At 56.9% G+C, this 18,334-nt stretch carries 14 protein-coding genes; 8 read left to right on the top strand and 6 right to left on the bottom strand.

Going from position 1 to position 18,334, the window contains the following annotated elements; all coding sequences use genetic code 11:
- Positions 1-2 precede the first annotated feature (2 nt).
- From RB2501_RS10635 to RB2501_RS10655, 5 genes are all read right to left on the bottom strand, one after another.
- Positions 3-650, bottom strand: coding sequence for a LolA family protein (locus RB2501_RS10635; protein WP_015754819.1), 648 nt, complete (start codon positions 648-650; stop codon positions 3-5).
- 5 nt (positions 651-655) lie between these two features.
- Positions 656-3,049, bottom strand: coding sequence for a DNA translocase FtsK (locus tag RB2501_RS10640; RefSeq protein WP_015754820.1), 2,394 nt, complete (start codon positions 3,047-3,049; stop codon positions 656-658).
- 66 nt (positions 3,050-3,115) lie between these two features.
- Positions 3,116-3,481 (bottom strand): diacylglycerol kinase, encoded by a 366-nt coding sequence (locus RB2501_RS10645; RefSeq protein ID WP_015754821.1) that lies wholly within the window; start codon positions 3,479-3,481, stop codon positions 3,116-3,118.
- 8 nt (positions 3,482-3,489) lie between these two features.
- Positions 3,490-4,983, bottom strand: coding sequence for a Na+/H+ antiporter NhaC (gene nhaC / locus RB2501_RS10650; protein ID WP_015754822.1), 1,494 nt, complete (start codon positions 4,981-4,983; stop codon positions 3,490-3,492).
- A gap of 152 nt (positions 4,984-5,135) precedes the next feature.
- Positions 5,136-6,359, bottom strand: coding sequence for an aminotransferase class I/II-fold pyridoxal phosphate-dependent enzyme (locus RB2501_RS10655; RefSeq protein ID WP_041327761.1), 1,224 nt, complete (start codon positions 6,357-6,359; stop codon positions 5,136-5,138).
- A gap of 151 nt (positions 6,360-6,510) precedes the next feature.
- On the opposite strand from RB2501_RS10655, the gene RB2501_RS10660 reads away from it, so the two are divergent.
- The gene (locus RB2501_RS10660) at positions 6,511-6,969 is read left to right on the top strand and encodes an Lrp/AsnC family transcriptional regulator (RefSeq protein ID WP_015754824.1); all 459 of its coding nucleotides are present in this window, start codon (positions 6,511-6,513) and stop codon (positions 6,967-6,969) included.
- An 81-nt stretch (positions 6,970-7,050) separates the two neighbouring features.
- On the top strand, positions 7,051-8,451 hold the full coding sequence (gene lpdA, locus RB2501_RS10665) for a dihydrolipoyl dehydrogenase (RefSeq protein WP_015754825.1): 1,401 nt from the start codon (positions 7,051-7,053) through the stop codon (positions 8,449-8,451).
- 47 nt (positions 8,452-8,498) lie between these two features.
- On the opposite strand, the gene RB2501_RS10670 is transcribed toward lpdA, so the two are convergent.
- A complete protein-coding gene (locus tag RB2501_RS10670) occupies positions 8,499-9,686 on the bottom strand; it encodes an acyltransferase family protein (RefSeq protein WP_015754826.1) in 1,188 nt (395 codons plus the stop codon).
- 122 nt (positions 9,687-9,808) lie between these two features.
- Here RB2501_RS10670 and RB2501_RS10675 point away from each other — a divergent pair, with 122 nt between their 5' ends.
- The 6 genes from RB2501_RS10675 to RB2501_RS10700 all read left to right on the top strand — a co-directional run bounded on the left by RB2501_RS10675 (position 9,809) and on the right by RB2501_RS10700 (position 18,322).
- Positions 9,809-10,342, top strand: a complete 534-nt coding sequence (locus RB2501_RS10675; protein WP_015754827.1) for an NADPH-dependent FMN reductase — start codon at positions 9,809-9,811, stop codon at positions 10,340-10,342.
- A 4-nt stretch (positions 10,343-10,346) separates the two neighbouring features.
- Positions 10,347-11,642: an anthranilate synthase component I family protein gene (locus RB2501_RS10680; protein WP_015754828.1), complete on the top strand. Its 1,296-nt coding sequence runs from the start codon at positions 10,347-10,349 to the stop codon at positions 11,640-11,642.
- Between the two features lie 22 nt (positions 11,643-11,664).
- A complete protein-coding gene (locus RB2501_RS10685; RefSeq protein WP_238528064.1) occupies positions 11,665-12,510 on the top strand; it encodes an alpha/beta hydrolase in 846 nt (281 codons plus the stop codon).
- A 23-nt stretch (positions 12,511-12,533) separates the two neighbouring features.
- Entirely contained in the window at positions 12,534-13,853 is a 1,320-nt protein-coding gene (gene tilS / locus RB2501_RS10690; protein WP_015754830.1) for a tRNA lysidine(34) synthetase TilS, read from the top strand.
- Positions 13,832-15,835 carry a protein-disulfide reductase DsbD family protein gene (locus tag RB2501_RS10695; protein WP_015754831.1) on the top strand — a complete coding sequence of 668 codons (2,004 nt, stop codon included), beginning with the start codon at positions 13,832-13,834 and terminating at the stop codon, positions 15,833-15,835. The genes tilS and RB2501_RS10695 overlap by 22 nt, the downstream gene beginning before the upstream one ends.
- Positions 15,836-15,910: 75 nt before the next feature.
- On the top strand, positions 15,911-18,322 hold the full coding sequence (locus RB2501_RS10700; RefSeq protein ID WP_015754832.1) for a penicillin acylase family protein: 2,412 nt from the start codon (positions 15,911-15,913) through the stop codon (positions 18,320-18,322).
- Positions 18,323-18,334 lie beyond the last annotated feature (12 nt).

The following is an 18,334-nucleotide window of genomic DNA, read 5'->3' on the forward strand; positions in this document are numbered from 1 at the left end:
TGCTAGTTTCTTATGATGTAGTACCCGTCGTCGGTAAACTTCTGCTCATCAAAGGTAAACAAGGATTTTGACAGGGGTTGATCTGTTTTAAAAGAATTAACAGTAATGGTGGTCTTAGTGCCGTTGCTGCCGGTTTCAATCAACCGGTAAATATGCTTGGTCTCCACGTCGATACCCAGCAGGATACTCCTGATATCCGAATCCGAATCGATGGGCGTCAGCTTCACGTACTGGATTTTCCGGCCCTGGACGTTTTGCAGTACGTCCCAGGCGTAATTGTGGCCTTCCCGATAGAAGGTGAGCATCCGGGACGGGCTCACGGTACCCGGGTCGTCGCTTTTGTCCTCGATGGTGACTTCTTCATTCTCCGGGACCACCGTGTAGACTTTGTCCCCGTCGTAGAGTTGCTGGGCGCCCATATAGTTGAGGACGTATTTTTCGCCCTGCAGCGTGAGGTCGCCCCGGGTCTCCTGACGGACGTTGGCTTCCGTGTTGTTCAGTTCAAATTTGAAGTCCACAAAAATATTGTCGTAGCCCCGGACCTTGTCATACACCTCGTCCAGCAAGGCCTTGGCTTTTTCAGGTTGCTGGGCGGTTGCCGAAGAAACGGCCAACAAGGCCAGGATTACTATGAGAATTCTCGGTTTCATGTGTTTCAATTTGTTTCGTTGTTCAATAACTGGTCCAGGGCGGCTATATCCGGCACGAGTACCTGCCGTGCCTTGCTGCCTTCAAATGGGCCTACGATCCCCGCAGCTTCCAGCTGGTCGATAATCCGGCCTGCCCGGTTGTATCCCAGCTTCAATTTCCGCTGGATCAGGGAGGCCGAGCCTTGTTGGGCCGTTACGATGACCTCGGCGGCATCCCGGAACATATCGTCCCGCTCCTCAATACTGTAATCAAGCCCCGTGCCAGAATCCTCGCCCACGTATTCCGGCAGCAGGTGGGCATCCGGGTAGGCCCGTTGGGAACCGATGTATTCGGTGATTTTGGCTACCTCCGGGGTGTCTACAAAGGCGCATTGCAGGCGGATCGTGTCGTTCCCCTGGGTAAAGAGCATGTCGCCACGCCCGATCAGCTGGTCCGCCCCCTGGGTGTCCAGGATGGTCCGCGAGTCGATCTTGGAGGTCACCCGGAAGGCAATCCGCGCCGGGAAATTCGCCTTGATCAGCCCGGTAATCACGTTGACCGACGGCCGCTGGGTAGCGATGATCAGGTGGATGCCGATGGCCCGGGCCAGTTGCGCCAGCCGGGCGATGGGGGTTTCCACCTCCTTGCCAGCAGACATGATCAGGTCGGCAAACTCGTCGATCACCAATACAATATAGGGGAGGTAGCGGTGGCCTTCGTTCGGGTTGAGCTTACGCGCCTTGAACTTCTTGTTGTACTCCGCAATATTCCGCACCAGGGCCGCCTTCAGCAATTCGTACCGGTTGTCCATCTCAATACAGAGGGAGTTCAGCGTATGGATCACTTTCGTGTTGTCCGTAATGATGGCTTCCTCGGTATCCGGCAGTTTGGCCAGGAAATGGCGTTCGATCTTGTTGTACAGCGTCAGCTCTACTTTTTTCGGGTCTACCAGTACAAACTTCACTTCGGCCGGGTGCCGTTTGTAGAGCAGGGAGGTCAGGATGGCGTTCAGGCCGACGGATTTCCCCTGCCCGGTGGCGCCGGCCATCAGGAGGTGGGGCATCTTGGCCAGGTCTACCACAAAGGTCTCGTTGCTGATGCTCTTGCCCAGGGCAATGGGCAGTTGCATCTCGGCATTCTGGAATTTCTTGGAGGCGATCACCGACCGCATGGAGACCGTGGTCGGTTTCTTGTTGGGCACCTCGATCCCGATGGTCCCCTTGCCGGGTATGGGGGCGATAATCCGAATCCCCAGGGCCGCCAGGGACAGGGCGATGTCATCTTCCAGGTTTTTGATTCGGGAAATACGGATACCGGCTTCCGGCACGATTTCGTAGAGGGTCACCGTGGGTCCGATGGTCGCTTTAATCTGGGCGATCCCGATCTTGTAATTCCGCAGCGTATCTACAATCTTGTTCTTGTTCTCCTCCAGTTCCTCCTGGTTGATGGTAATACCCCCCGAAGCCCCATGCGTGTCCAGCAGGTCCAGGTGGGGGAATTTGTATTTGGAGAGTTCCAGGGTGGGGTCGAATTCCCCGAAATCTGAGACGAGCTGGCTGGAGCGCAGGTCCGTTTCGTCGGTTTCCTCCTCCTGTTCGGCCACCTCTATTTCGAGTTCCTGCCCCGGATCCTCATCCGCAGGCTGGGAATCGCCGGATAGGCTGGGAATGTCCTTTTTGTGCGTATAGGGGTCTGGTTTGACGGGTTCCGGTTCGGCTTCCTGTGACCCTTCCCCTTCGGCCGTTAAATCCATGGCGGCAGCCGTTGCCTCCGTTGCGTCGGGCTGGGAAGCCCCGGTTTCCGATGCCTTCCGGTTGCCGGACAGGGACATGCCGGGCACGTTCAATCGGGAAAATGCCTGTCCAACGGCCTGCGGGTCAAAGCCAAAGAGCCGTACCAGGATAACCACCAGGCCAAACAACAGCAGCAGCATGACCCCGATTTTGCCCGTGTAGTCCTGGAGGAAATCGTTCATCTCAAAGCCAATCTGGCCTCCGAGCAGGGGTTGCTGCGCGCCCAGGAAGCCGAGGCTGACAGATACCCAAATCAGCAACACAAGCCCCCAGATCCACTTGGTGAGCAGCCCGCGCAAGTCGATCCCGAGAAACATGTACAGGCCGGTCAGGCACAGCAGGACCGGGAAGACCAGGGAAGCCAGCCCAAATCCCTTGAACATAAAAAAATGGCTGACGGCCGCCCCGAACTTGTTGAGCAGGTTCCGGGCCTCTTTGTTGCGGTCTGCGAATTCGGTGAGCAGGCTCTGGTCGTCCTGCCAGTTAAAGTAAAACGAGATAAAACTGAAGAAAAGGGCGATGCTGAGGAGTACCAGCAAGCTGCCCAGGATGACCTTGTTTTGCCGGGAAAGGCGCAGGGAGCGCTTTTTTTTGGCCGACTTGGTTTTGCGTTTCTTTCTTGCCATGCAGTCCGTAGGAATATCAGCGGCTAAAATACAAATTTACGGGTGAAGGAACAGCCGAATGCCGGCTTAAAAGAGTTTGGGCAGGTAGATTATCAGGCCCACGATAGAGGCGAGGATGGAGGTAATCATCACGGCTCCGGCCGACATATCCTTGAGCCTGCCAATCCGCTCATCGTATTCGGGCTGGACGTAATCCGATAGTTTTTCAATGGCGGTATTCACTCCTTCCACACCCATTACCAAGCCGATGGCCAGCAATTGGAACATCCATTCGGTAGCCGATATGGAAAAATAAAAGCCGGCCCCGGTAACGACCAGGGCGATGACCGCCTGGATCTGGATGCTCCCTTCTGTGCGCACCAGCAACCAGGCCCCGCGCATGGCGATTCCCACACTTTTGATCCGGTTTCGGGTGAATGATTCTTCGGGCATCGGGTCGCTTATTTGGTGGTGCTGATCTGTTCCCTGAGTTGGGCGATCTTGATCCCGAAAGCTGCGAAGAACAGCGTGGTGAAGGGGCTGAGCCAATTGAATATGGCAAAAAACATGTAGTCTGCCACAGAGACGCCCAGGGTGGCGCTGTGATACGCCCCGCAGGTATTCCACGGGATCAGTACAGAGGTGACGGTACCCGAATCCTCCAGGGTCCGGCTCAGGTTCTCAGGGGCCAGACCCCGGTCTTCGTAGGCCTTGGCAAACATCTTTCCGGGAACGACGATGGCCAGGTATTGGTCCGATGCCGTGATATTCAGTGCCAGGCAGCTCCCCACCGTACTGGCGAACAGGCTGAAGGTGGATTTGGCCATGCCGAGCAGTGCCCCGGTAATCCGGGAGAGGGCGCCGATGGCATCCATGATGCCCCCGAATACCATGGCGCAGACAATCAGCCAGATGGTCCCGAGCATGCCCTCCATGCCTTTTGCGTAAAACAACTCAGACAGGGCGGCGTTGTCGGTTGGGACGGAGGTTGTGACCGTAATGGCGTTGAGTACGCCCTTATAGCCCGATTCAAAAGTGAGTTCGGCCGCCCCGGTAATACCCGCCACGACACCGGGCTGGAAAATCAGGGCGAACACCCCGCCCAGCAGCGTTCCGGCCAACAGGGCCACCAGAGGGGGCGTTTTGCGGACGATCATAAAAATCACGGCTGCCGGCACCAAAAACAACCAGCCGGATATATCGAAGGTCGCCTCGATAGAGCGAAGGATCCCACCCGTATCGGCATCCCCGCTTGTATCCAGGGTAAATCCGAGGATGATAAAAACAGCGAGCGTAATCAAAATGGTGGGGGTGGTGGTCAGGGACATATACCGGATATGCGAAAAGAGGTCGCCCCCGGCCATGGCGGGTGCCAGGTTGGTCGTATCGCTCAGGGGGGACATCTTGTCCCCGAAATACGCCCCGGAAAGCACGGCCCCGGCGGTCATCCCCAGGGAAATCCCCAGGGCATCCCCGATGCCGATCAACGCAATTCCCACTGTGGCGGAGGTGGTCCAGCTACTGCCGGTGGCCACCGAGATGATGGCGCTGATCACCACGCAGGCCGCCAAAAATATCGTCGGGTTCAGGACCTGCAACCCGTAATAAATCATAGCCGGGATGATGCCGCTGATGAGCCAGGTGCCGGCCAGTGCCCCCACCATGAGCAGAATCAGCAGGGCCCCGGTAGTGGATTTGATGTTTTCGGCCACTTCGGCCAGCATGGATTTGAAGGAAACCTTGTTAAAGAAGCCCACAATCGCGGCCACTGCACCCCCCATCAGGAGGATAAACTGGTTGGAGCCTCCAATGGCCTCATCCCCGAAGACATAAACATTGTATGCCAGCATCCCGATCAGGGCAAATACCGGGATCAGCGCTTCCCATATCCCGAGTTCCCGGTTGTCTACTATGTGTTCGTCCTGTCGGTACTTACCGGATTTTGGTTTGGCCATAAAGTGTGTTAGCTAGACGGTAATATTACGACTTTGCCGGGGCTTCTGCAAGGCCGGGCAAGCGCACATCCGGTTCCGGGTTGCGAGGCTTACTACTGCCCGCGGATGGGTTTCAGGCCCGTTCCCGCACCCCGCAGGCTCTTCGGGTTGAATTATCCCGCCGGCTGCGATTCGGAGGTAACCCCCAGTTGCTGCATACACCGCAGCATGCGCTCGCAGGTGCGTTCGATATTGTTGTCCAGGCCGATGGAGAATCGGATCAGGCCGGAACCCAACCCCATTTCTTGCTGTTCTTCCTCCGGGATTTCCGAAGAAGTAGAAGACCCCGGGGCGCTGAAAAGCGTTTTGTAGAACCCGAGGCTTACGGCCAGGTACCCCAGGTTTTCCCGCTGCATCATCTCCATGAGTGCATCCGCTTTTTCGGCCGATCCCGCATCCACGGTCAGGATGCCGCCAAATCCGAAATCGGGGTTCATCTGGCGCTGCATCAACTGGTGCCCCGGATGGGATTCCAGGCCCGGGTAGACCACCCGGAGCCCGGCTTCCCGGAATTTGCCGGCCAAATAGGCGGCATTGCTGCTGTGTTGCCGGATGCGCAGGTGAAGCGTCCGTAGGTTTTTCAAGATGGACGCGGCCCGCAAACTGTCCAGGGTGCTGCCAAGGAGCATCCCGGCCCCGTCATTCACATCTTTGAGGGCCAGGCAGAAATCCGAATCGGCGCAAACGGCCCCGGCCACCGCGTCGCTGCTCCCGTTGATGAATTTGGTCAGGCTGTGCACCACGATATGGGCGCCCAGGCGGGCCGGGGAGAGGGAGAGGGGGGAGAAGGTGTTATCCACCACCAGGCGGATGCCTCTGTCATTGGCCAGCTTTGCCAGCGTGGGGATATCTGCAACCTCCAGCAGGGGGTTGCTCACGGATTCGCAGTAAATCATGCGGGTTTTGTCGGTGATTGCTGCGGCTACTGCTTCCGGGTCCGTGATGTCCACAAAACTCACTGCAATATCAAAGCGTTTCAGGAAATTCTTCAGGAAGGCATAGGTACCCCCGTAGATGGTCCGGCTGCTGACCAGGTGGTCGCCGCTGCTGCAGAGTTGTAAAATGACTGCCGTGATCGCCCCCATGCCGCTGGCCGTGACGTTGGCGCTTTCGGTCCCCTCGAGGGCGGCCAGGGCTTCGCCCAGGTAAAGGTTGGAGGGGGAGCTGTGCCTGCTGTAGAGGTAACAGCCCTCCGTATTGCCCTCAAAGGTGTCAAACATGGTTTTGGCAGACAGGAAGGTATATGTGGAGGAATCGGAAATGGAGGGGTTCACCCCGCCGAACTCCCCGAAGTATTGCAGGTCCTGGATGGCGTCGGAGGCGTTGTATGGCTTCATTTTGGTGTAATTTTCTGTGAAGGTACCCATACAAAAAGATTATATCAATGTATGATCAATTATTTAGATAAACATACTGTGATATAGCAATATCATAGATATAATTATGTATTTTGATCAAAATAAGACGTTATTATAGAAAAATATACGGATGGAATTCGACCCGACAGACCGCAAACTGCTCCGGCTCCTGCAGGAGAACAGTAAACAGACCACCAAGGCCCTGGCCCTGCAACTCGACCTTTCGCCAACAGCCGTTTACGAACGGGTCAGGCGCCTGGAGAAGCAAGGGGTGATTGACCGGTATGTAGCCCTGCTCAACCCGGGCAGGGCCGGCCGGAAACTCAAGGTGTTCTGCCATATCAAACTCAGCCAGCACATCAAACCCCGCGTTTTGCAGTTTGAGGAAGAAGTCCTGGCCTTGCGGGAGGTGGTGAGTTGTTACCACATCGGCGGGGAATACGATTATATCCTGGAGATTTACGTTGCGGATATGGAGGCCTACCGGGAGTTCATGGTAGGGAAACTCACTGCCATTAACCACATTGGGAGCACCCAGAGTTCGTTTGTGATCCGGGAGGTTAAACACACCACGGAATTGCCACTCTGAATCATCCCTGCAGACTGCCAAAACATTTGTACTTTTGTTCCTGCTTTTACCAGGATCGATAATCCGTAGAAAACCGCAACTATGAAATCATACGACGTAGCCATAATCGGCTCGGGACCCGGCGGGTATGTGGCCGCCATCCGTTGTGCCCAACTGGGCATGAAAACCGCCCTGATTGAAAAATACGACACCCTGGGGGGTACCTGCCTGAATGTCGGGTGTATCCCTTCCAAGGCCCTGCTGGACTCCAGCCATCACTACCACGATGCCATAACGCATTTTGAGAAGCACGGGATCGATATCCCCGGTGACGTAAAGGTGAACCTGAAACAGATGATTGCCCGGAAGCAATCGGTTGTGGAAGAGAACACCAAGGGGATCGAATTCCTGATGGACAAGAACAAGGTAGACGTCTACCACGGCCTGGGAAGTTTTAAGGACGCTACGCATATCGAAATTGCTGGGAAGGAGAAAACGGAAATCGAAGCCAAACACAGCATAATCGCCACCGGTTCCAAGCCTGCCAGCCTGCCCTTCATTGAGCTGGACAAGGAGCGCATCATTACCTCCACCGAGGCGCTGAAACTCCAGGAAGTCCCCAAGCACCTGATTATTATCGGCGGGGGTGTAATCGGCCTGGAACTCGGGCAGGTCTACAACCGGTTGGGTGCCCAGGTGAGCGTTGTGGAATATATGGACCGCATCATCCCCGGGATGGACGGCGCCCTTTCGCGCGAGCTTACCAAAGTACTCAAAAAGCAAAAGGTGAAGTTTTACCTGTCGCACAAAGTAACCGGCGTATCCCGGAAAGGTGAGAAAATCACGGTGGAGGCCGAGGACAAGAAAGGGAAGTCGGTGAGCCTGGAAGGCGATTACTGCCTGGTTTCCGTAGGCCGCAAACCCTATACGGACGGGCTGAACGCCGAGGCGGCGGGGGTTAAACTCAACGACCGCGGCCAGGTGGAGGTAGACGAACACCTCCGTACCTCTGCCGGGAACATCTATGCTATCGGAGACGTGGTGCGCGGCGCAATGCTTGCCCACAAGGCCGAAGAGGAAGGGGTGATGGTCGCCGAGATCCTGGCGGGTCAAAAACCGCATATCGATTACAACCTGATCCCGGGCGTGGTGTATACCTGGCCCGAAGTAGCGGCAGTCGGGAAAACCGAGGAGGAGCTCAAGGAAGCCGGGGTCGCTTATAAAAGCGGGCAATTTCCCATGCGGGCCCTCGGGCGGTCCCGCGCCAGCATGGATACGGACGGGTTCGTAAAAATACTGGCGGATAAGGAAACGGATGAAGTCCTGGGAGTCCATATGATCGGGGCCCGGGTTGCCGACCTGATCGCGGAAGCCGTAGTGGCCATGGAATACCGGGCTTCTGCAGAGGATATCGCGCGGATGAGCCATGCCCACCCAACCTATGCGGAAGCGGTCAAGGAAGCTGCTTTGGCAGCCACGGACAATCGTCCCCTGCACAGCTAGGGGTTCCCTGAATCAAAATGCGGGTGCGGGAAGTAGTGGAAACTGCCTCAGGAACGGCTTTCGGCAAGCCCCAGCAGGCGCATGAGTTTGTCGGCTCCCCGGCGGGCCCACCGGTAGAGGATCCACGCGTATTTTTCCAATCCCTGCCGGGTAATCCGGGCGGTGGATTTAAGCAGGTCGCGGACCCGTTCCTGGTGGGAGTCGTATGTCAGGGCCGCCCAGGTGCAAACCAGCATAAAAGCAAGCGCCCCGGGGATTACTTCCCAGGGGGTTAGGCTGTGGTGCAGGAACCGGTAGAGCCCCAGGCCGGTAAAACTGCCGTAGAGTATGATAAAGTGGATGACGTAGATGCTCAGTGTATTCTGCCCGATGCGCAAAAACACCTCCTTTTTCAACAGGCCCCGCAGGAGCATAAACACGGCAAAAACCAGCAGGACATCCCCGAGCCGGATAAACAAATAGTTGTTGGCAACTACCATTTCCGGCAATTCCCATCCGGTTTGCCGGGCCACCCAGCTGAAAAACGCCGAGGAATACCCAACCAGGGCAACACCGGCCAGGACACTCAGCAAGATGCTTTTTACATACAGGTGCCGGGTATTGGCATACCTCCGAAAGGCGGTGGCCAGAAAGGCCCCGAACGCGGTGTAACCCACCCAGGGAACGATTGTGAACACGGAACCGTTGGCTTTGGTCAGATAGTTCGCAATGGCGGCAGGCCACCCCTCATAAGTCCACGTCTTGTATACCGGTTCAAAAAGGAAGAGCCCCACGGTGACCATCAGGAGCAAAACGGGGAAGGCCCCGGGACGGAATTTCCGGGTAAGCTGATAGATGCCGATGATTAGCAGGAGGGCCACCCCGATGCAGTGCAGCACGTCCACCAGGTAAAAAGACGGGTAAATCTGACCCTGGAGCAACCCAAAGAGGTTGGTGCGCAGAAGGTATCCGATGGCCACCAGTTGCAACCCGCGTCGAATCCCTTTGCGGATCCGAGGATTATCCGGCTGATTCCTGGGGGTTCGGAGCAGCAGGTAGGTAAAGATGAAACCGGAAACGGTGAAGAAAACCGGGGCTGTGATCCCCCTGAAATACAACCAGGTGGCATAGGCCGGATTGGAAGGGTCCCGGAAGAGCGGGTCCAGCAATCCGTCGATGAAATGCCCCTGCAGCATCATCAGGATCGCCCAGGCGCGCATTGCGTCAATAAAGTACAACCGGCTCGGTTTTCCCATATTCGGAATTTATCTATATACTTAATTGCCCACCCGTTTGGATGTTTTCGGCACCAAAATTAGCTAAAATACTCGCACTTAATGGGTAATTGGGGTATTTTCGTCCTCAAACTTGAAGCGATATGGCAAATATCCTGGCAACTGCCGGCAGTAATTCCTCAACATCCATCAATTTTGAGCTGGTGCGCTATACGGTTTCCCTGATCGAAGGGCATCAGGTGGAAACCCGCGACCTTTCCAAAGAAGACTTTCCGATGTACAGCAAAGACCTGGAGGACGCCCATGGGATCCCGCCGGGGATTGAAGGACTCCACAAACGGTTAAGGGAAGCCGACGGCCTGGTCCTTTCCGTTAACGAACACAACGGAAACCCCTCTGCGTTTACCAAAAACCTGCTGGACTGGCTTTCCCGCAAGGACCGGAAGTTCCTCGAGGGACTCCCTATTTTGTTGCTTTCCGCATCCGGGGGCAAGCGCGGGGCGCAATCGTCCCGGGAGGTCGTCGCTAAAATGATCACCCGGTTTGGGGCGGAAGTGGCAGCCCAGTGGTCCCTGCCTTCCTATTACGACAACTTTGACCCGGAGAAAGGCATCACCGATCCGGAACTCCTCGAGGATCACGGCCGGGCATTGGATACCTTTTTAGCGAAACTCTGACAGCATGCGATCCGAAAGGCGCTTCCCCCTGGACGATGCAGACAGCTTCAAGTCCGGGCTGCTAAACTGGGCTGCTACCCTGGGAGATTTTTGCTGGCTGGACAGTAACGGCCACACGGACCCTTTGGGCCGGTTTGACGGATTAATGGGCATTGGAAAGGCTGCGGAGCTGCAATCGTCCGCCCGGGGTGCTTTCGAGGCACTGCGGGCCTTCCGGGAGCAGACCGGCGACTGGGTTTTGGGCTACCTGGGATACGACCTGAAGAATGACCTGGAGGAATTGGAATCCGGAAACCCGGACCGGATGAAGTTTCCGGATCTGATTGTCTTCCAGCCCGAAAAAATTATCGAGATCCGTAGGGGGCAGGCTGTTTTCCGCTATTTGCCCCGGGCGGTTGGCGAGATCGAAAGCGACCGGAAGGCCATTGCCGATACACCCCGGGAGCTGACAGATGCCCCGAATCGCCAGTTGCGGACGCGTATGGGGATTTTTAAGGAAGCCTATTTCCGGGCCGCCGCAAAACTGCTGGCCGCTATCCATCGGGGGGATTTTTACGAAGTGACCTTCTGCCAGGAATTCTTTGTGGAAGAGGCGCATTTGGATGTCGCGGCCACTTACCGGAGGCTCAATGCCATTTCCCGGGCCCCGTTTGCCGCCTGGATGCAATTCGGATCCCGCAGTATTCTCAGTGCCTCCCCGGAGCGCTATTTGTGCAAGCGCGGAGCCACCGTTTGGTCCCAGCCCATGAAGGGGACTGCCCGCAGGGACCCCTCACCGGAAACCGACCGGCAACTGGCGCTTAACCTGCAGGCAGACCCGAAGGAGCGTGCCGAAAACATCATGATCGCCGACCTGGTTCGAAACGACCTGTCCCGCAGCGCCCTCAGGGGAAGCGTCCGGGTAGACGGTTTGTGCGAACTGAGGACCTATGAGCAGGTCCACCAACTCATTTCGACGATTCGGGCCAAAGTGCCCGGGGAGATAGACCCGGTACAATTGCTGCAGGATACCTTTCCCATGGGGAGCATGACCGGGGCCCCGAAAATATCGGCCATGCAACACATCGAAAGCCGGGAGTCCTTTAAAAGGGGGGCTTACAGCGGGGCACTGGGTTATATGACCCCGGATGGGGACTTTGATTTCAATGTCCTGATCCGGAGCCTGTTTTACGATGCAAGTCGCGGCGTGGCCAGTTTCCCGGTAGGTGGCGCCCTGACGGCTGCCGCCACCCCGGAGGCCGAATATGAAGAATGCCTGCTCAAGGCCCGCGCGATGCGGCAAGTCCTTGAAGGCGATTGAAGAACCCCTAAAAACCGCAGAAATGCCGGAATTCAAAAAGATGGGCTATGTCGAGGAATGGGCAGGTGTCCGAACACGCGTTTACCAGTACGAGATAGTGGAACCCCGCGGGTGCGTGGTCCTGGTCCACGGCTTTGGCGAGTATGCCGGGCGGTATGAACCCGGTGTGGTGCCCAACCTGTTGCAAGCCGGCTGGGCGGTCCTGACTTTCGATTTGGTGGGCCATGGGCACTCCGGGGGAAAACGCGGGCACTGCCAGGGGTACGGGCAATTGATCGGGCAGGTGTCGGCAGCATACGAGAAGGCGGGCCAATTGTACCCCGGCCAACCCCGGGTGCTCTACGGCCACAGTTTAGGGGGGAACCTGGTACTCAACGCTGTCCTGCGGGGTGCGGTGTCTCCGTCAGGCGTGGTGGCCAGCAGCCCGTACCTGCGCCTGGCATTCCAGCCCCCTGCCTGGAAGCTGGTTGTTGGGAAAATCCTGCTGCGGCTCGCTCCCAGCGTAACCTTGCCGGCAGGCCTGGACCCTTCGGGGATCTCCTCCCAGCCGGAAGAGGTAGCCGCCTACAAGGAAGATCCGTTGATACACGACCGCGTGAGCCCCAACTATTCCCTGCCGGTAATTGCAGCCGGGGAGTGGGTGCTGGAACACGCGTCCGATTGGAATATTCCCCTGCTGATAGCACATGGGGGCGACGACCCGATTATTGATCCGGAAGGCAGCCGGATTCTGAACCGACGCGTGCCGGGCAGCAAATTACTCGTACTGGACGGCAATCGGCACGAGCTGCACCACGATCGGGGTAGGGCGGCGTTTTTCAAAGCAGTTTCCGATTGGTTGGAGGCCCTGGCTGTTCCGCCCCAATGATATTTATCCGCTAACTTTGCAACATGCTGGAGGCCTTTAAATCCCATTTATCCGCTGCGTTCCCCGAACTGATGGGTTCCTCGTTCCTGCTGGCTTGCAGCGGGGGCCTGGACAGCATGGTGCTTGCACACCTCTGCAAGGATGCCGGCCTGGAGTTTGAACTGGCCCATTGCAATTTCAACCTTCGGGGTGAGGCCAGCGAAAGCGACCAGGAATTCGTCAGGGAAACCGCTGATAAACTAAGGATAAAAACACATATAAAAAGCTTTGATACAATTGGTTATGCAAATCAAAATAAAGTGTCAATTCAAATGGCAGCCCGCGCATTGCGCTACGAGTGGTTCGATCAGTTGACGGCTTCGGAAAACCACCTGCGATATATTGTCACAGCCCACCATGCCGACGACGCCCTGGAAACATTCCTGATCAACCTGGGACGGGGGAGCGGCCTGGAGGGCCTCTGCGGAATCCCGGCGCGCACAGCCAACATCCGAAGGCCGTTGCTGGCCTTTTCCCGGGAAGACCTGGAGGCCTATGCGGAAACTGCCCGAATAGCCTGGAGGGAAGATGCTTCCAATTCGGAAACCCGCTACCTGAGGAACCGCTTGCGCCACGAAGTGATCCCGGCTCTGAAAGCCGCTTCCGGGGGGTTCCTGGATCAATTTGGGAATAGCGTCCGGCACCTGGATGGTTCCCGGGCCCTGATAGAGCGGTACATGGACGGCGTTTTTCGCAAAGTAAGTCGGGAAAGCGATGGGGTCCTTGTTTTTTCCATCCCGGCACTCCGTGCCTTGCACCCCCGGGAAGCCCATCTGCACGAACTATTCCGGGACTATGGATTTACGGATTGGAAGGCCCTCGGCCGCCTGCTGGAATCCGAAACCGGCAGGGAGGTCCAAAGCCCGACCCACCGGCTACTGAAGCACCGGGACGAGTTGCTATTGAAACACAGGGTGCCGTTGGACAGGGGCCCCTGGTCGTTCGACCCGCACAACCCGGCAGCGGGCCTCCCCATCGACCTGACGGTTGAGGAAGTAGCGCAAATGCACCGGGCGGGCAAAGAAGTACTATACGTCGATAAAGAAACGTTAAAGAAAGAGCTCACCCTTCGCAAATGGCAAAAAGGGGACTATTTTTACCCTATCGGACTGAACGGGCGGAAGCGCGTCTCCAAATTTTTAAAAGATGCCGGGCTGAGCCGATTTGACAAGGAAACTGCCTGGATACTTTGCAGCGGCAAAGACATTGTCTGGGTGGTAGGCCACCGGGCAGACGACCGGTTCAAGGTGACGGAGTCCACCCGAAAAATCCTCAAGATTACATGGCAAAAAAAATCATTCTGAATAGCATTGCCTTTTTGCTGGCCCTGACAACCTGGTCACAGCTTCCCGTTTCAGGGGGGGGCGAGGATCCGGTATCCTGGTCCCATTCGGTGGAGCAGGTCACGGACAGTACATATGTCCTCCATTTCCGGGCAGATATCGAAACAGACTGGCACTTGTATTCCCAACACACTGCCGAAGGCGGTGCGCTCCCTATTGAATTCGAATTTGAGGGGGTCGGTAAGACCTATGAATTGGTGGGCCCGGTTACTGAAAGTGAAACGCATACGGCATACAATGAAATTTTTGAGGTAGTCGAGACCTTCTTTAAGGAAAGCGCCCATTTCACCCAGGAAATTGTCGTCTCGGATGCGGATTTGTCCGCTGTTCGGGTCAACGCATACTACCAGGTGTGCAAAGAGGTTTGCATTCCGGGGGAGCACCAGTTCGTGTTTTCCCTGGACGGTTCGCAAACCCAGGTGGAGACCGGGGCAGGGGAGCCTTCCCATCCGGAACTTTCCGGCTCCCTGAAGCTGGACCTGAAAAACGTGGCAACCCTGCAGGCTGCGGGCTCCCAGGGGGCGGCAGGAGGGGAGAACCCGCTCTGGGCCCTTTTTGGCCTGGGGTTCCTCGGCGGTCTGATCGCACTGCTGACCCCTTGCGTTTTCCCAATGATCCCGCTCACGGTTTCCTTTTTCACCAAGCAATCCGCCAACCGGTCCCGGGGGGTTGCCAATGCGGTCTTCTACGGAAGTTGCATCGTGCTCATCTATTTTTTGCTCAGCCTGCCTTTCCACCTCTTTGATTCTGTGGATTCGCAGATATTGAACTCGATTGCCACGAATATCTGGCTGAACCTCGTTTTCTTCCTGGTTTTCGTCGTGTTTGCATTTTCCTTTTTCGGGTATTACGAACTGACACTCCCGGCTTCCTGGGCCAACCGGGCCGATGCGGCTTCCGGGCGGATCGGAGGGGCTGTTGGCATATTCCTCATGGCGCTTACCCTGGCCATTGTGTCCTTTTCCTGTACGGGCCCCATCCTGGGGGGGCTGCTGGGGAGCACTGCCCTGGCGGAAGGGGACGTTGCGACCAACCTGACCCTGGGGATGCTGGGCTTTGGCCTGGCATTGGCGCTGCCGTTTGCCCTGTTCGCCCTGTTTCCCTCCTGGCTGAGCCGATTGCCGCAATCCGGCGGCTGGATGGAAACCGTTAAGGTGGTCCTGGGCTTCCTGGAACTCGGATTGGCCTTAAAGTTCCTGTCCAATGCAGACCTCGTGGGCCATTGGGGCATCCTGAAGCGGGAGGTCTTCCTGGCCCTCTGGATTCTATTGGCCATTGGCCTTGGAGGCTACCTCCTTGGTTGGTTCCGGTTTGGTAAATCCCGACCCCGCACGCGGGTGGGCCTGGGGCGCGGGCTGGGGGCCTTCCTGTCATTGGTATTCGCCGCTTATCTGGGCTACGGGCTTGTGAGTGGGTCGCCCCTGAAACTGCTCAGCGGGTTTCCTCCCCCGGATTTCTATACCCTGAAGGAATCCCCGACAGATTGCCCCCTGGGGCTCGACTGCTACAAGGAATTCGACGCCGGGCTGGAACAGGCACGGCAGACAGGCAAGCCGATCCTGCTGGATTTTACGGGATGGGCTTGTGTCAATTGCCGTAAAATGGAGGAACAGGTATGGAGCAACCCGGAGGTATTCCGCCTGCTGGACGAGGAGTATATCCTGATATCCCTCTACGTGGACGACCGGGAGGAATTGCCTGAATCCGAGCAGTTCGTCTTTCGTTTTGACAGTGGGAGAACCAAGCGGATCCGTACCGTTGGCGATCGGTGGAGCGCCTTCCAAACGGCTAATTTCGGGGCGGTATCCCAACCCTATTACGTGCAGTTGTCGCCGGATTTACACATCCTCAACCCGGCGATCCAGAATACGGATACCCGGACCTACAGGGATTGGTTGGTTTCAGGCCTTCGGGCGCAGGAACAAGTGGCCGGAGCCCCCTGATCGCGGTTTACCGATTCTTTTTCAAATTTCAAGGGATTCCGATTATCTTTAATCGGAACAACTGATCCTATCCCATTGAAAATCCTCCGAAAATTTCTCAAATTCCTCCTTGCCCTCCTGGTGGTATTACTGGTGGCAGGCTTTTTCTTTGTCCAGCACCTGAAGCCGGAGTATTCCGGTACGGAGAAACTGCCCGGCCTGGCCGACTCGGTACGGGTGGATTACGATGTCTTTGGCATTCCGCATATTTTTGCCAATTCCGAAGCCGATGCGCTGCGGGCACTGGGTTATGTCCACGCCCAGGACCGCCTCTGGCAGATGGAACTCCTACGGCGCGTGGGGAGGGGCGGGTTATCGGAAGTGTTCGGTTCCCGCACCCTTGAAACCGACCGGTTTTTCTTGGCCCTCGGAATCGACGAATCGAGTCGGGAGACCGTGGCCAGCCTGAATCCGGGAAGTCCGGCCGCAGAACTCACCCGCGCCTATCTGGAAGGCGTAAATGCTTTTATAGCAAATGGACCGACTCCCCTTGAATACTACCTGACCGGGCTCGAGAAAACGCCTTTTACGATGGTGGATGTATACAACACCATCGGGTATATGGCATTTAGCTTTGCCATGGCCCACAAAACAGACCCCTTCCTGACCGGGATAGGGGAAAAGCTGGGCGGGGAGTACCTCCGGGAAATACTCGAAGCCCCCGGCACTCCCACCACCCGTATCCCGGTATACGACTCCCGGGATACCTTAAACAGGGATACAGCCAATACGCTGGCCTTGTCGGTAGGGGGAGATATCCGCCGAATCCTGGAACCCCTGCCTATGCCCATGCTGGAGGGCAGTAATTCCTGGGTAATCTCGGGCCAGCGCTCCAAGAGCGGTAAGGTGTTGTTTGCCAACGACCCGCACATGGGATTTTCGCAACCCTCCGTTTGGTATGAAGCCCATATTTCCCTGTCGGATTATGAAAAATACGGGTACCACATGGCCGGATTGCCGTTCCCGCTCCTGGGCCACAACCGGGAGGTCGCCTACGGGATGACCATGTTTGAGAATGACGATATCGATTTTTACCGGGAAACCACCGACCCGGCCGACAGCATGCAATATATGCGCAATGATGGCTGGCACCGGTTTCAGCGAATACATAAATCCATTGCGGTTAAGGATGGGGATTCGGTTGCCTTTTCCTATCTGCGATCTAACCTGGGGCCCGTAATGAACGGGGTGATCGACGCCCTGGGGGAGCAACCCCCGGTGTCCATGTCGTGGACCTACACCCAGGGGGAAAACCGTTTGCTGGAAGCCCTGTACGGTATGAGCCACGCCTCGGACATAGCGGGTTTTGAGCAGGCCGTAGGCCTTATTCACGCCCCGGGGCTGAATGTCATGTACGGGGATGCCCGCGGGAATATCGCCTGGTGGGCAGCCGCCCGCCTTTACCGGTTGCCGGATTCGGTCCAAACAAAGGCCCTTCTGGACGGGCAGTCTGCTGGCCCCGGATTCAGCAGCCCGGTGGAATTCCGGGATAATCCGAAGGCCATCAACCCGCCCCGGGGCTATGTCTATTCGGCAAACAACCAACCCGACAGCACAGGTGTGGGAGTCATTCCGGGCTATTACCTGCCGGAGAACCGGGCCAAGCGTATTGAGGCCTTGCTGGAGGCCCGAACCGACTGGGATGCAGCGGGCGTTGCGGACATGCTCCTGGATGTCACCTCCCCGGTAGATGCGGCCGTCATCGCCGACCTGTCCCGCCATCTGGATATTACCACCCTCAACGACAGCCAGACCGAATGCGTGGATGCCCTGAACAACTGGGATGCCAACTACGGTGTTGAAAAACAGGAAGCCTTGCTGTACCACCGGTGGGTGTACCACTTCCTGCGGGAAACGTTTGCCGACGAATTGGGAAAGGACGGGTTTGAATCGCTGTTGCAGACCCACCTGGTCAAGAAACTGATCGCCCGGATGGCATCTCGTGAAAATTCGGTTTGGTGGGACGATGTCCGGACGGAGGACATTACCGAGACAAAAACGGAGATCATTAGCCGTTCGTTCCGGATGGCCATGGCATCGGTAGAAGCGGATTTTGGCGCGGATTCTGAAAATTGGCGATGGGGCTCCGTCCACCAGCTGGAAATCCGGCACGCGATGGGAAGCGTCCCTGCCCTGGGGTGGCTGCTCAATGTGGGGCCCCGCAGGGTCCCCGGTTCCCGGGAGGTTATCAACAATCTGGCTTTTGTCTATGACTCCACCGGCGTCTATCCGGTTACTTCGGGGCCTTCCACCCGTCGGGTAATCGATTTTTCGGATCCGGCAGGGAGTAGGAGCATCCTGCCCACCGGGCAATCCGGAAACCCGTTCAGCCCGCACTATAAGGACCAGGCCACGCGTTTCGCCTCCGGGGAATACCGCCCCATGTTATTGGATACGGAGGCTATCCGGGAAGCCTCGGAAAACACGCTCAGACTGATTCCCGAATAACCGGGGGCGAAC

The organism is Robiginitalea biformata HTCC2501 (genome assembly GCF_000024125.1).
GTDB classification, from domain to species: domain Bacteria; phylum Bacteroidota; class Bacteroidia; order Flavobacteriales; family Flavobacteriaceae; genus Robiginitalea; species Robiginitalea biformata.

Excerpts from the sequence above, each read along its gene's own strand:
- RB2501_RS10635 (WP_015754819.1), bottom strand. The coding sequence starts at position 650 with ATGAAACCGAGAATTCTCATAGTAATCCTGGCCTTGTTGGCCGTTTCT.
- RB2501_RS10640 (WP_015754820.1), bottom strand. The coding sequence starts at position 3,049 with ATGGCAAGAAAGAAACGCAAAACCAAGTCGGCCAAAAAAAAGCGCTCC.
- RB2501_RS10645 (WP_015754821.1), bottom strand. The coding sequence starts at position 3,481 with ATGCCCGAAGAATCATTCACCCGAAACCGGATCAAAAGTGTGGGAATC.
- nhaC (WP_015754822.1), bottom strand. The coding sequence starts at position 4,983 with ATGGCCAAACCAAAATCCGGTAAGTACCGACAGGACGAACACATAGTA.
- RB2501_RS10655 (WP_041327761.1), bottom strand. The coding sequence starts at position 6,359 with ATGAAGCCATACAACGCCTCCGACGCCATCCAGGACCTGCAATACTTC.
- RB2501_RS10660 (WP_015754824.1), top strand. The coding sequence starts at position 6,511 with ATGGAATTCGACCCGACAGACCGCAAACTGCTCCGGCTCCTGCAGGAG.
- lpdA (WP_015754825.1), top strand. The coding sequence starts at position 7,051 with ATGAAATCATACGACGTAGCCATAATCGGCTCGGGACCCGGCGGGTAT.
- RB2501_RS10670 (WP_015754826.1), bottom strand. The coding sequence starts at position 9,686 with ATGGGAAAACCGAGCCGGTTGTACTTTATTGACGCAATGCGCGCCTGG.
- RB2501_RS10675 (WP_015754827.1), top strand. The coding sequence starts at position 9,809 with ATGGCAAATATCCTGGCAACTGCCGGCAGTAATTCCTCAACATCCATC.
- RB2501_RS10680 (WP_015754828.1), top strand. The coding sequence starts at position 10,347 with ATGCGATCCGAAAGGCGCTTCCCCCTGGACGATGCAGACAGCTTCAAG.
- RB2501_RS10685 (WP_238528064.1), top strand. The coding sequence starts at position 11,665 with ATGCCGGAATTCAAAAAGATGGGCTATGTCGAGGAATGGGCAGGTGTC.
- tilS (WP_015754830.1), top strand. The coding sequence starts at position 12,534 with ATGCTGGAGGCCTTTAAATCCCATTTATCCGCTGCGTTCCCCGAACTG.
- RB2501_RS10695 (WP_015754831.1), top strand. The coding sequence starts at position 13,832 with ATGGCAAAAAAAATCATTCTGAATAGCATTGCCTTTTTGCTGGCCCTG.